Here is a 12,525-nt window from a genome sequence, read left to right as displayed (position 1 = left end):
TGGCGGTTGATATCGATTCGGAATGTTTCACGTGAAACATCCTCCGTTTGACAGCTTTAATACACACCAGGAGGGACCGTGGGATTTCGCGACGTTAAGCGTTCTAAGAGCGCAAAAGACACGCGTATCATTGCAATCATCAATCAAAAAGGCGGCGTCGGTAAGTCAACGACGGCCGTAAACCTTGCAGCAGCACTGGGTGAGCAGGGTCGTAAGACACTGATTGTCGATTTTGATCCGCAGGGAAACAGCACCAGTGGATTCGGAATTGAAAAAGAAGATCTTGATCGCTGCATCTATGATGCATTGTTGAATGATGTGCCGGCAGAATCGCTTGTTCTTGATACAAATTGTAAAAAGGTATTCGTTATTCCGGCTACAATTCAACTTGCAGGCGCGGAAATTGAGCTCGTAAGCGCAATTGCTCGTGAAACCCGCCTCAAAGATTTGCTTGAGCCGATTCAGGACGAGTTTGACTTTATTTTCATTGACTGTCCTCCTTCGCTCGGCCTGCTTACTATCAACGCTTTGACCGCAGCAGACAGCGTTTTGATTCCGATCCAGTGCGAATATTACGCACTCGAGGGCGTTACGAAGCTGCTTGAGTCAATGAAGATGGTCAAATCACGGCTGAACAAGGGCTTAGACACCTATGGTGTGCTTATGACCATGTATGACTCGCGTACTTCACTATCGAATCAGGTTGTTGAGGAGGTTCAATCGTACTTTGGTGATAAGGCGTTTAAGACGCTAATCCCCCGTACGGTTAAAATCTCCGAAGCTCCGTCTTTTGGAGAACCGGTAATTACCTATGCACCTCAAAATAAGGGTGCAAAAGCATATATGAACCTTGCAAAAGAGGTGATCAAGCGTGCCTAGTGTAAAGAAACGTGGCGGATTGGGACGTGGACTCAATGCTTTGGTCTCAGAGGCCGAGTATGAGACCGGCGGTTCGGCTGCATCGGCTTCAAATGCCGCATCTGAAACAAAACTACCTATTGAGGATATCGTTCCCAACCCTAATCAGCCGCGAATTCACTTTAACGAAACTGAACTTCGCGAGTTGAGCGAGTCAATCCAAGAACATGGCGTTTTGCAGCCGCTTTTGGTTCGCAAACATGGAAACGGCTATGAGATCATCGCTGGTGAGCGTCGTTACCAGGCGTCAAAGCTTGCTGGCCTTGAAGAATTGCCAGTCATCATTAAAGAGGTAAATGATGAAGAGATGCTGGCTCTTGCTCTTATCGAAAACCTTCAGCGTTCTGATCTGAATCCCGTCGAAGAGGCTAAGGGCTATCGCCAACTCATTGATGCCAGCGGGATGACCCAGGAGGCATTGTCCAAGGCAGTAAGCAAGTCACGCACTGCAATTACAAACTCGCTGCGTCTTCTCGATCTCCCCGAAGTAGTTCAGCAGATGATTTTTGAGGGTAAACTTACTGCTGGTCATGCACGTGCGATTCTTGCAGTTCCCTATGAGGACGCGCGTATTCGACTTGCAGAGAAAGTTGTTACAGAGGGCCTTTCCGTAAGAGCGACAGAAAATCTTGCTCCGTTGTTTTCTGCCGGAGAGACACCTAAGACGCCGAGGCCTGCAACGCCTCAGTCTTTTAAAAAGGCTGCCCGCGTGCTTCGTCAGGTTTTTAATACCAACGTGCGTGTGAAGAGCTCGCGTGGAAAGAATAAGATTGAGATTGAGTTTAAAGACGAGGAAGAGCTCTCTCGTATTCTTGGCGAAATGATTCAGTTTGATCAAGGAGGCCAAGATGAGGAATAAGATTTTAACAGCGATTGCATTGGTGACGACTGTCGCGGCTGGTGCCTTTGCTGGCTATAGGATCGCTACAGACGATGAACTTCGAGGTCGTTTGCTTCGTAGCGCGCAAGATATCGTCGATACTTCCAAAAAGAAAATGGATGTTATGACAGAAGATGTTGCCATGCGTACTGCTCAGGTAACGAAGAATCCCAAGATTAATCAAGGTTGGGTCAGCAACCAATGGGAAAATGTAGGCTATTAGGTACCTAACAATTACTCAGCATATTTTGAGGGGTCCTTGTCTGATTCATGAGACAAGGACCCCTTATTTTGGCCGTAAAAATGGGACAGGTAGCAGCTGATTCAAAATTAAGGTCAATAAATGAAACGACCCCGGTTGCATATTCTGTAACCGGGGTCGTTCGATGTTTCACATGAAACGTTTTGGGATGCGACTCCCCTATGCGTTCTTCTGAACTTTGAAGCGCTGCTTCAGCTGTCCGCAAGCGGCGTCAATATCGTTACCACGGGAGTTACGAATCGTGGTCTCGATGCCACGGGACTCAAGACGACGCTGAAGATCCTCAACCTTATGAATCGGCGACGGCTTGAGCGGGCTACCCTCGATGTCGTTAAGCTGAATGAGGTTAACGTGGCACAGCGTTCCCTCGCAGAAGTCGCAGAGCGCCTGCATTTCGGGATTCGTATCGTTGACGCCTTCGATCATGGCATACTCATAGGTCGGGCGTCGGCCGGTCTTCTCGGTGTAGAGCTGAAGCGCTTCGTGAAGGCGAAGCAGCGTGTACTTCTTAACACCGGGCATGAGCTTATTGCGCGTCGACTGGATGGCGGAATGCAGGGAAACGGCAAGCGTGAACTGCTCGGGGATGTCGGCAAATTTGCGAATACCGGGAATAACGCCGCTGGTAGAGACGGTGAGGTGACGAGCGCCGATACCGATGCCATCGGGGTCGTTGAGGATTCGCAGCGCCTTGAGAACCTCGTCGTAGTTGGCAAACGGCTCGCCCTGGCCCATGAAGACAACGCTCGTGGCGCGCTCGCCAAAGTCGTTGGATACATGAAGTACCTGGTCGACGATCTCTTGAGCGGTCAGAGAGCGCTTGAGGCCGTTGAGACCGGTAGCGCAAAAGGCACAGCCCATGCCACAGCCTGCCTGGGTGGAAACGCAGACGGAAAGCTTGTTACGACGGGGCATGCCGACGGTCTCGACGGAAACGCCGTCGTGGTACTCGAGCAGATACTTGCGAGAGCCATCTTTGGAAACCTGCTTGGTGAGTTCAGTCGGCGTGTCAAAGGCGAAAGCCTCTTTAAGCTGCTCGCGGAAAGCCTTGGGAAGGTTGGTCATATCGTCAAACGAACAAACGTTCTTCTCAAAGACCCATTCGATGAGCTGCTTCGCGCGGAAGGCGGGCTGGCCAAGCTCGGCCACGAGCTCGCGAATATCGTTTTGGCTCAAGTCGCGAATGTCCTGAGATTTAGTCCTGGGATTCATGGAAGCCTTTCGATTTTGGGGAAACGTAGAGGGTATCGCTACAATATGGTATCAGCTGCAGAAATTATAGAGGAGGAGTCTGCCCATGCCGGGTAAAAGCCTAGAGAACATGCACGTAGCGGTCTTGGCGGGCGGTCATTCCGCTGAGCGCGAGATCTCGCTCAATTCGGGAAAGAACGTCGTGGTTGCCTTGAAGGAGGCCGGCTACACTTCGGTGGAGCTGCTCGACACGGCTGCCGATGATTTTATGGTAACCATGGCGACCGGCGGCTTTGACGTGGCGTTTATCGCCATGCACGGTGCCGGCGGCGAGGATGGCGCCATGCAGGGCGCCATGGAGACCCTGGGTATCCCCTACACGGCCTCGGGCGTGCTTGCCAGCGCCTGCGGTGCCGACAAGGAGGTCTCTAAGCTCCTGTACGCCAAGGCGGGCATTCCCATTGCCCCCGGCCTCGCGCTCGAGGTGGGCGATGAAGTCGATATCGATCATATCGTCGAGGTTTGTGGCGAGCGCTGCTTTGTGAAGCCGGCCGTCAACGGTTCCAGCTATGGCATTTCCCTGGTCCATGAGCCCTCCGAGCTGCCCGCGGCAATCGCCAAGGCGTTTGCGTACGGCGACAAAGTGCTGGTCGAGAAGTGCATCGAGGGTACCGAGATCACCGTCGGTGTGTACGGCGAGGACGACGTGCGCGCTCTGCCGATTGTCGAGATTCGCAAACCCGAGGACTGCGAGTTCTACGATCTGGACGTGAAATATGTCGACCCTACGGACATCCATCGCATTCCGGCGCAGATTTCACCCGAGAATTACGCTCGCGCTCAGGAGCTTGCCTGTGCTGCTCACAAGGCCCTCGGTTGCCTGGGTATCTCGCGCAGCGACTTTATCGTGAGTGAGGACGGCCCCGTTATCCTCGAGACCAATACCATTCCCGGCATGACCGATACGTCGCTGTATCCGGACGAGATCCGCCACACCGACGACATGACGTTCCCGCAGGTCTGTGACAGCCTGATTCGTATGGGCCTTCGTCGAGCGGGCATTGCATGCTAATCGAGGACGCGGTTTCGTCAGGAACGCCGCAGTTTGTCATCGACTCCTATGCCACGCTTGCCGAACGCGCCAAAACGCAGTCCTTCGGCCTTATCGAGGAAGATGTGATTGTCCTCGATACCGAGACCACAGGTCTTTCGGTGCAGGACAATGAGCTGATCGAGATCTCGGCGGCCCGTCTTTCGGGCCGCGAGGTCGTCGACCGCTTCGATACCTTCGTGCATCCCAAGCAGCTGATTCCCGCCGAGATCACCGAGCTCACGAGCATTACAAATGCCGATGTGGCAGATGCCCCGTCGGCCGTTGAGGCCGTAGCCGCTCTCGCCGATTTTGTCGGTGGTTGCCCGGTAATCGCACATAACGCCACGTTCGACCGCTCGTTTATCGAGTCGGTCAAAGGCGGCGTCAACGTGAGCGATATCTGGATCGATTCGCTGGCGCTGTCGCGCATCGCGCTTCCGCGCCTGGCATCGCACAAGTTGTCTTTTATGGCCGATCTGTTTGGCTGTGACTCGGTATCACACCGTGCCAATGCCGACGTCGACGCCCTGTGTGGCGTATGGCGCGTGTTGCTCGTGGCGCTCACCGACTTGCCTCAGGGCCTCATGGCGCGCCTAGCCGACATGCATCCGGATGTGCCTTGGTCCTATCGTCCTATCTTCTCATTCTTGGCAGGGCAGAACCCTGGTTCTATCTTCTCTCTCAGCGCCGCTCGTGCTGACGTTCTCAAGGCCGATCGCGCCGACGATCGGGTGGACGCCGACGAACTGCCGGTCCTCAAGATGCCGAGTCGTGAGGAGATTGAGGCAGACTATGCGCCAGGTGGCCTGGTCAATCGCATGTATCCCACCTACGAGCCGCGTGATGAGCAGATCGCGATGGCGCTCGAGGTCCGCGATGCGCTGGTCACGGGCACTCATCGTGTAATTGAGGCGGGCACGGGCGTCGGCAAATCGATGGCCTATCTGGTGCCTTTTGCCGAGGCAGCGCGCCGTAACAACATCACGGTTGGTATTGCGACCAAATCGAATAATCTTGCCGACCAGCTCATGTACCATGAGCTGCCAAAACTTGCCGAGCAACTGGACGGTGGTCTGTCATTTTGCGCTCTCAAGGGGTATGACCACTATCCATGCCTGCGCAAGCTTGAGCGCATGAGCCGCGGCCAGGTCGAGATTACCACCAAGCGCGATCCGGCGGACACGCTCACGGCGGTCGCGGTCATTATGGCGTACGTCTGCCAATCAGCCGATGGCGACCTCGACTCGCTCGGCATTCGGTGGCGCAGCGTCAACCGCCCCGACTTTACGACGGCCTCGCGCGAGTGTGCTCGTCGCCTCTGCCCGTTTTTCCCTGATAAATGTTTGGTCCACGGCGCTCGCCGTCGTGCAGCGCATGCCGACGTGGTGGTCACCAACCATTCCCTGCTGTTCCGCAATGTCGCGGCCGAGGGCAGGATTTTACCTCCGATTCGTCATTGGGTAATCGACGAGGCCCATTCCATCGAGCGCGAGGCGCGCCGTCAGTGGGCGCGCGTGGTGTCGGCGGACGAATCACGCGCTCTGTTTGAGCGCCTGGGTGGCTCGAGCACCGGTGCGCTAAGCCAGGTCTCCCGTGATTTGGCAACCTCCGAGGGCTCTACGCTCTATCTGGGCCTTACTGCCAAGGCGACGTCGACGGTTGCGCGCGCGAGCATGGCAATCGCCGACGTGTTCGATGGCGTTCGCGAGCTCGGCCGCCGTGCCCGTGGGGGTTATGACAATGCCAATCTATGGATTGGCCCCGAGCTGCGCGAATCTGACGACTGGCATGATTTCTTACAGTCGGCCTACGCTGCCATCGACGTATTGGAACAGGCTGACAAGAGCGTCGACGCGCTGGTGCAAGCCGTCGCCGCCGACAAGCCCGAGGTTGTTGTCGACCTGGGTGATATCTCGCGCCGCCTGCACGAGCTGGCCGAGAACCTCAAACTCATCATTGATGGCACCGATGAACACTACGTGTATTCGCTGCAGGTCAATCGCAGGCTGCGTGCCGGCGGAGAGTCAATGACCGCAGAGCGCATCGACATTGGCGAGGCCTTGGCAACCGAGTGGCTGCCCGAGGTTCACACGGCTATCTTTGCCTCGGCGACCATGACGGTGTCCAAAAGCTTCGAACACTTTAACCACGCGGTCGGCCTCGATCGCATCGGCGCTTCAACATCCTCATCGCTGCACTTGGACTCGAGCTACGACTTCGATTCGAACATGGCTGTAGTCGTTGCGGGCGATATCCCCGATCCGCGCGATCGCGAGAGCTATCTTACGGCGCTCGAGCGCGTGCTGGTCGACGCCCATCTTGCCATGGGCGGATCGGTGCTCACACTGTTCACCAATCGGCGCGACATGGAAGACCTGTACGCCCGCGTTGAGCCCAAGATGGCCCGTGCGGGTCTGGAGCTCAACTGCCAGCAGCGCAACTCATCTCCTCGTCGCCTGCGCGATCGGTTTATCAACGAGCCGACTTCATCGCTTTTTGCGCTTAAGGCCTTCTGGGAGGGGTTCGACGCCAGCGGCGAGACGCTGCGCTGCGTCATCATTCCCAAGCTGCCGTTCTCGAGTCCCACGGACCCGCTCTCGTGCGAGCGCAACCTGCGCGAAGACCGCGCTTGGGCGCGCTATTCGCTGCCCGAGGCGGTGCTCGAGGTCAAGCAGGCGGCCGGCCGCCTTATCCGCTCGTCGACCGATTGCGGCGTGCTGATTCTGGCCGACCCGCGCCTGGTGACGAAGGGCTACGGAAAGAAGTTCTTAACGTCGCTGCCCACGAGCTCCTACCAGCGCATCGAATCGGCGCAGATCGGGCACTATCTGCAACTGTGGCGCGCACGCCACGAGCGGCGGCGCTAAAGCGGACAGACGAGGGTTTTTGCCATATCGCACAGGCGCTTTGACAGGGCGGGGTCATCCAAGATGCGGATGGCTCCGCCCGCTGCGATTACCTGGCTCAGTAGCCAACGCTCGGAGCCGTAATGCACAGTTACCGTTGCCATGTCTGCCCCGCCGCGCTCGATTAGGGTGATGCCGGCCCAGTCCAGATGCTCCGCCATATCGAATGGCATCAAGAGCTTTGCGCTGCGCTGCGTCCGGGCAAGGGAATCGTGGAGGGATGCGACGTCCGGTGTGTGAGGCACGACGGAGTCTTCCGTCAAGGCGAGTCCCTCGATTTTATCCATGCGATAGGTGCGCTGCTCATCGACTGTGATGTCCCAGGCAATCAGGTATGTTTGGTCGCCGTTTGCCGTAATGCGCAAGGGGTCGACCAGACGCTCGCGTGGCCGTGCATCGTCCATCGAGCGATATGAGATGCGGCAGCGAACGCCGTCCTGAATGGCACAGCTCAGCTGCTGCCAGTGCGACCCGTGGTTGACGGTGTCAAAGACGCGCTGGTTATAGCCGAGCTCTTCGGGTAGAAGGGCGTGTCGAATCCGAGCTGCCGTCTGCGGCTCGATCCCCAACGATTCAAGTTCGTGGTTGAGCACAGCGCCCTCGGCTGCACTCAAGCGCAACGGTAGCACACGCCCGGCGTCACCAGTGAGGACCACACGCTCGCCGTGGCATTCGCAGATGATGCGCGCACCAGATTCTCGGTCCGCGAGCGTCGAGACGATCTCGAGAATCTCGTCGAGCGATACTCCCGTGATGTCAAAGCGGCCGCAAATCTCGGTTCGTGTCATGCCGCTCTCGCCGGCGGCGTAGAGGGCCTCCATGATGTCGATGGCGCGCGAGAGTCTCTGCTCGCTGGTGAGTTTACGCACGGGCATACTCGTGCACCGTCCTTTCAATGAGGTGGTTCCACGCCTGCTTGAGCGATTTGGGGGCCATGGGCCTCATGCCGTCCATGGCGTGGGCCATGCAAAATGAGGCGGCGGCTTCAAGGTCGCGCACGTCAACGGTCCAGATCCATCCCGCATCGGTGTGTGTGAGCTCACCTCGCCCGCGCGTGAGGCCGTTGATCATATCGATCTGCGTCTGAGGGGCGAACGAGAACGTGGCTGCAACGGGCGGTCGGTCGGCGAAATCGAATTCAAAGAACAGATAGTCGTTGAGATTGAAGTCCGCAGGGATGGCGTAGGCCTTCGAAGGACGCCATGCGCGAACGATACGGTCGCAGCGGAATGTCCTGATGTCGTCGGTGACAATGTCGAGGCCGCAGAAGTACGCCACGCCCTCGCGTTCGAACATGCCGTAGACACAGACGGTACGTTCTTTCTGCTCGCCGCGTCCGTTCTGATATAAAAATCGCAGCGCGCATCGCTCGGCAAAGGCGCTCCATACCGCATCGACGGTGGGAGAGCGGCGGATCGGTACTTCGTCCACCGTCGTCCTGCCGGTGAGGTAGGCAATTTTGGAGCGAATATCGGCAAGCGGCGCGGCAAAGGTGGAAGAGCCGGCCGCTAGCGTCTGGTCGATGGCGTTGAGTAGGATATCGGTGTCGTCTGCGGTGATGAGGCCGCCTGCAGCAAACGTGTGCTCGCGGTCGATTGTCCACGAGCTTTCCTCGGTCTCCTGCGCACCGGCGGGGCGAACCTCCTTGATTAAGATGCCACGCTCGAGCAGTTTGTCACGATCGCGCCGAAACTTGCGCTTATCCGAGTCGATATTGCCCGAGCCATATCCCAGGTCAGAATCCAAGACGATCTGCTCGGTCGTCAGCGGTTCGGGGGAGCTGTTGAGCACAAAGAAAAGATTGAGGATGCGCTGAGCCGTTTTATCGAAACCGGGCTCCGAATTCCCCTTTTTAATTGTCGCGGTCGCGTCGCTTGCCGTCATAGAGTCCTCGCATGAGAAGGTGGTTTGCTGCCATGATTTTAGTCCGATATGGAGATTAGGCTATATCCTTGTCCGCTCGAGGCGTTAAGATGGCCCGAATTCGGTCGTTTGCGCTCGCTCGGGGTATACTTTCGACTATATACGGTTCTAATGTGCATGCATTGGGCCTATTTGTCGGATTATGGATGTGGAGCGCACATGGCGAACACCCAGAACTATATTAACCACCTGCTGCAGAACACCGGCATTACGCCGGCATGCAGCGAAGAAGAGCGCTTGGCTGCCGAGGATATCGCTCAGATCTTCCGCAACCACGGCTTTGACCCCGAGGTTCAGGAGTTCAATGCCCCGGCGCCCAGTAGATTGGCATTTGCCGTTACCGGTATTCTTGCGTTTGCCGGCGCCCTGCTGATGGGCATCGGCGGCGGTATCGGCTTGGTCGGCACCTTGCTGGCCATTGTCGGCGCCGTTCTTTACGTGCTCGAGCGCACGGGCCACCCCGTGGTTTCGCGCCTGGGCAAGACGGGCGTGAGCCAAAATGTCATCGCCTACCACAAGGCCTCGGGCCCGCTCGCGTCTCCGCGCAACCGCCCGGTGGTCGTTGTCGCACACTACGACTCTCCCCGTGCTGAGCTGCTCGCCCGCGAGCCCTATGCTTCGTATCGTGCGCTCATCGCCAAGCTGTTGCCCGTTGCCACGATTGCCCCTGCTGCCGTTGCCATCCTGCGTATCCTGCCGCTCCCCGGCGCGCTCAAGGTTCTGCTGTGGATTGTCGCGATCCTCGCTTCCCTCGTTGCACTTGCCAACGCGGCAAACATCATCTCTAACCGCCACGTTCTTCCCTATACGTCCGGCGCGGTGTGCAACAAGTCTTCTGTCGCCGCTATGCTCGGCGTTATGGACAACGTTGCTCCCTTCCAGGGCGAGAACGAGTTTCCCGACGATGTTCCGTTCGATACCTATTTTGGGGAGCAGAAACGTCGTGCCGAGGAAATGGCGCGCGCGGCGGCGGAGTATGCCGCGGCCCAGCAGCAAAACGACTACGGCAACACCATCGAGTACGAAGAGCCTACCTACGCCGAGGACGAGTTCGGTCAGCCGATTGCTCCCGACGCTCAAACCGAGCCCGAACAGGGCGAGGCTTTTGACGAGCAGATTGAGGGCTTTGAGGGTGCGTCTGCCGACGAGACGCTGATTGGCGCCATCGTGCCCGAGGATCAGAATCAGGCTGTCCAGGCCGAAGAGTTCAATGACGAGGTTCCCGCTGCTGAGCCGGCGGAGGAGCCTGCCGCGGCCGAGCCCGAGCCCAAGCTCTATCGCAACGCCGCCGGCAACATTCGCTTTGGTTCGGATGCCATCCGTGCACTCGGAATGCTTCCCGAGTCCTGCACGCTCGATTACGAGGAGGGCGAGGAGCCGACGTTTGAGCCCGAGCCTGCGCCCGTTGTCACTGCGGATGATGAGTCTGCCGCGGTTACCGCTGCCGTTGCCGAGCCCGAGGCGGTGTCCGCGATCGATCCCGCGGCAGGACTGGACATTTTGGCTCCCGCCGCGCCGGCGCAAGACGTTGCGGACGAGTCTGACGACGATTACGTTGAACAGCCGAGGCGCGTGTCTTACGAGAGCGATACTGATTTCTCTGCCGAGATTCCCGCGGCAACGCCCCATGCCGATATTGCATCCGCGTTCTCTTCGATTGGCGCCAGCGCTTCCAGCTTCTTTAAGGGTGCGCTTGCAAAGGGCAGGAAATTTGTCGACGATTTCGAGGAGAAGCGCGCTGCCGCACGCGAGGCTGCCGAGCAGGAGGCTATCGCTCAGCAGCAGGCAGCCGAGGCGGCACGTGAGCGCGCGGCGCAAGAGTTCGAGCAGAACGAGGCTATGCAGTCCGGGCCCGTCGACGCTGCCGAAGCTACGACGTCCTTTGAGTCCCAGCAACCGACGTCAGCGGATGTTGTTGAGGCAACAACGTCTTTCGAGGCTCAGCAGCACGTCGATAGCACCATGTCGTTTGATGCCGCGCAGTTCGATTCCACGATAACGTTTGAAAAGCAAGGCACCGCAATTGCCGAGCCCCTTCCTGTTTCCGATGAGCAGGGCGACGCGGCAGACGATGACGAGCCCATTGATGCTGCCGAAATCCAAGATGCCGCCGAGGACGAGTCCGTCGAGGCCAACTCTGACGAAGAGCAATACGCGGCAGCCGATCAAGGTGATTCGACCGAGGTCGAGCAGGAGGAAGTGCCTGCGGTTTCCGAGACTCCCGAGACGGATGAGTCGAGGCCTTACTCCACGCAGATTTTCACCATGCCGACCCCGAGTGGTTCCGGTGCCACGGTTGCCAATGTCGCTCCCACCCAGGACGAAACGGTCGATTCCCTTATGGCCCAGATTTCCTCCCAGGCATCGCCGCGTCCGCAGATGAATGTTCCCGATCCGGCGTCGGCACCGTCGCCTGCACCTTCCTCGTCTCCGCTGGCTTCGGTCCCCGATCCGTCGCTGCCGTCTATGAAGCAGGCAAACGTTGCGTCTCGCACGTCGCTGTTCGACCTTCCCGATCCCTCTGCCCAGGTCAACGACCCCTTTGCTACTGCCCAGGGTCCCGAACCCACATCGGCACCCGTTGCGCCTTCTATGCCCGTTGCGTCGGGCGCGCAGCCGATCGAGACCATTTCGGCTCCCGCCCCGGCGGCACCCAAGTCTCGCAAACGCGGCCTGGGTGGCCTGTTCGGTCGTAAAAGGAAAAACGAGCAGGACAGCATGAGTGATTGGCTGGGCGTCGAAGACGATTACGATGCCAAGAAGTCCGGTCGCGGTATCGGTTCGTGGGATAACTTCGAGGACGATAACGATGGCTGGAAGGGCGGCGCTACGTCTTCCGATGGCGCTTCTTCCGAAGATATGCTCTCGGCTGTCGCCTCTATGGGCGATGATGAGCTGCTCGGTCACGATATCTGGTTTGTGGCAACGGGCGCCTCGGATTGTGATGGCGCCGGCATGAAGGCCTTCTTGGCTTCGCATCGCGATAAACTCCGCGGCGTATTCTTCATCAATCTTGAATCCGTCGGCGCCGGTAGGCTTTCGGTGGTGACGGTCGAGGGCGAACAGCAGCTGCTCAAGGGCGATCGCCGCATCATGAACCTGGTCAGCAAGGTGTGCAAGTCGTTCCATGTCGATTGTGGCGTGCTCGAGATGCCCTATGCCAAGACCGATGCCTATGCCGCGCTCGAGGCGAGCCGCCGAGCCCTCACCATCGCCGGCGTGGACGGCACGCGTCTGGCTTGCGCTCGTACCGAGGACGACCTGCCCCACAATGTCAACCCGACGAACATTGCCACGGTATCCGAGGTCGTGACCGAGGTTATCCGCCGTTCGTAGACGGAGCTCTAAGGAG

Annotated in this window: 9 protein-coding genes; 6 read left to right on the top strand and 3 right to left on the bottom strand. The window is 58.1% G+C overall.

The window, feature by feature from the left end; translation table 11 throughout:
- Positions 1–78 precede the first annotated feature (78 nt).
- The 3 genes from LCQ44_RS03205 to LCQ44_RS03195 are packed head-to-tail and all read left to right on the top strand — an operon-like array spanning position 79 to position 2,021.
- Positions 79–879 (top strand): ParA family protein, encoded by an 801-nt coding sequence (locus LCQ44_RS03205; protein WP_117584022.1) that lies wholly within the window; start codon positions 79–81, stop codon positions 877–879.
- Positions 872–1,777 carry a ParB/RepB/Spo0J family partition protein gene (locus LCQ44_RS03200; protein WP_225094051.1) on the top strand — a complete coding sequence of 302 codons (906 nt, stop codon included), beginning with the start codon at positions 872–874 and terminating at the stop codon, positions 1,775–1,777. Before LCQ44_RS03205 ends, LCQ44_RS03200 begins: the two co-directional genes overlap by 8 nt.
- Positions 1,767–2,021: a hypothetical protein gene (locus LCQ44_RS03195; protein WP_006236197.1), complete on the top strand. Its 255-nt coding sequence runs from the start codon at positions 1,767–1,769 to the stop codon at positions 2,019–2,021. Before LCQ44_RS03200 ends, LCQ44_RS03195 begins: the two co-directional genes overlap by 11 nt.
- Before the next feature lie 198 nt (positions 2,022–2,219).
- On the opposite strand, the gene rlmN is transcribed toward LCQ44_RS03195, so the two are convergent.
- Positions 2,220–3,272: a dual-specificity RNA methyltransferase RlmN gene (gene rlmN, locus LCQ44_RS03190; protein ID WP_055287295.1), complete on the bottom strand. Its 1,053-nt coding sequence runs from the start codon at positions 3,270–3,272 to the stop codon at positions 2,220–2,222.
- An 85-nt stretch (positions 3,273–3,357) separates the two neighbouring features.
- On the opposite strand from rlmN, the gene LCQ44_RS03185 reads away from it, so the two are divergent.
- Both LCQ44_RS03185 and LCQ44_RS03180 read left to right on the top strand, forming a co-directional pair.
- Positions 3,358–4,323 carry a D-alanine--D-alanine ligase family protein gene (locus LCQ44_RS03185; protein ID WP_117746860.1) on the top strand — a complete coding sequence of 322 codons (966 nt, stop codon included), beginning with the start codon at positions 3,358–3,360 and terminating at the stop codon, positions 4,321–4,323.
- Positions 4,317–7,211, top strand: a complete 2,895-nt coding sequence (locus LCQ44_RS03180) for a helicase C-terminal domain-containing protein (RefSeq protein WP_225094050.1) — start codon at positions 4,317–4,319, stop codon at positions 7,209–7,211. Before LCQ44_RS03185 ends, LCQ44_RS03180 begins: the two co-directional genes overlap by 7 nt.
- Here LCQ44_RS03180 and LCQ44_RS03175 read toward each other — a convergent pair.
- Complete coding sequence (locus LCQ44_RS03175; protein WP_138113607.1) at positions 7,208–8,125, bottom strand: helix-turn-helix transcriptional regulator; 918 nt, start codon at positions 8,123–8,125, stop codon at positions 7,208–7,210. The two genes, LCQ44_RS03180 and LCQ44_RS03175, sit on opposite strands and share 4 nt — an antisense overlap.
- Positions 8,112–9,134: a helix-turn-helix transcriptional regulator gene (locus LCQ44_RS03170; RefSeq protein WP_225094049.1), complete on the bottom strand. Its 1,023-nt coding sequence runs from the start codon at positions 9,132–9,134 to the stop codon at positions 8,112–8,114. Before LCQ44_RS03170 ends, LCQ44_RS03175 begins: the two co-directional genes overlap by 14 nt.
- Before the next feature lie 198 nt (positions 9,135–9,332).
- On the opposite strand from LCQ44_RS03170, the gene LCQ44_RS03165 reads away from it, so the two are divergent.
- Positions 9,333–12,509, top strand: a complete 3,177-nt coding sequence (locus LCQ44_RS03165; RefSeq protein WP_225094048.1) for a prolipoprotein diacylglyceryl transferase — start codon at positions 9,333–9,335, stop codon at positions 12,507–12,509.
- The last annotated feature ends 16 nt before the right edge of the window (positions 12,510–12,525 follow it).

It is taken from the genome of Collinsella aerofaciens (genome assembly GCF_020181355.1).
In the GTDB taxonomy this organism is placed as follows: domain Bacteria; phylum Actinomycetota; class Coriobacteriia; order Coriobacteriales; family Coriobacteriaceae; genus Collinsella.
This window is presented reverse-complemented; position numbering and strand designations above follow the sequence as displayed.

Excerpts from the sequence above, each read along its gene's own strand:
- LCQ44_RS03185 (WP_117746860.1), top strand. The coding sequence starts at position 3,358 with ATGCCGGGTAAAAGCCTAGAGAACATGCACGTAGCGGTCTTGGCGGGC.
- LCQ44_RS03195 (WP_006236197.1), top strand. The coding sequence starts at position 1,767 with ATGAGGAATAAGATTTTAACAGCGATTGCATTGGTGACGACTGTCGCG.
- LCQ44_RS03170 (WP_225094049.1), bottom strand. The coding sequence starts at position 9,134 with ATGACGGCAAGCGACGCGACCGCGACAATTAAAAAGGGGAATTCGGAG.
- LCQ44_RS03175 (WP_138113607.1), bottom strand. The coding sequence starts at position 8,125 with ATGCCCGTGCGTAAACTCACCAGCGAGCAGAGACTCTCGCGCGCCATC.
- rlmN (WP_055287295.1), bottom strand. The coding sequence starts at position 3,272 with ATGAATCCCAGGACTAAATCTCAGGACATTCGCGACTTGAGCCAAAAC.
- LCQ44_RS03165 (WP_225094048.1), top strand. The coding sequence starts at position 9,333 with ATGGCGAACACCCAGAACTATATTAACCACCTGCTGCAGAACACCGGC.
- LCQ44_RS03180 (WP_225094050.1), top strand. The coding sequence starts at position 4,317 with ATGCTAATCGAGGACGCGGTTTCGTCAGGAACGCCGCAGTTTGTCATC.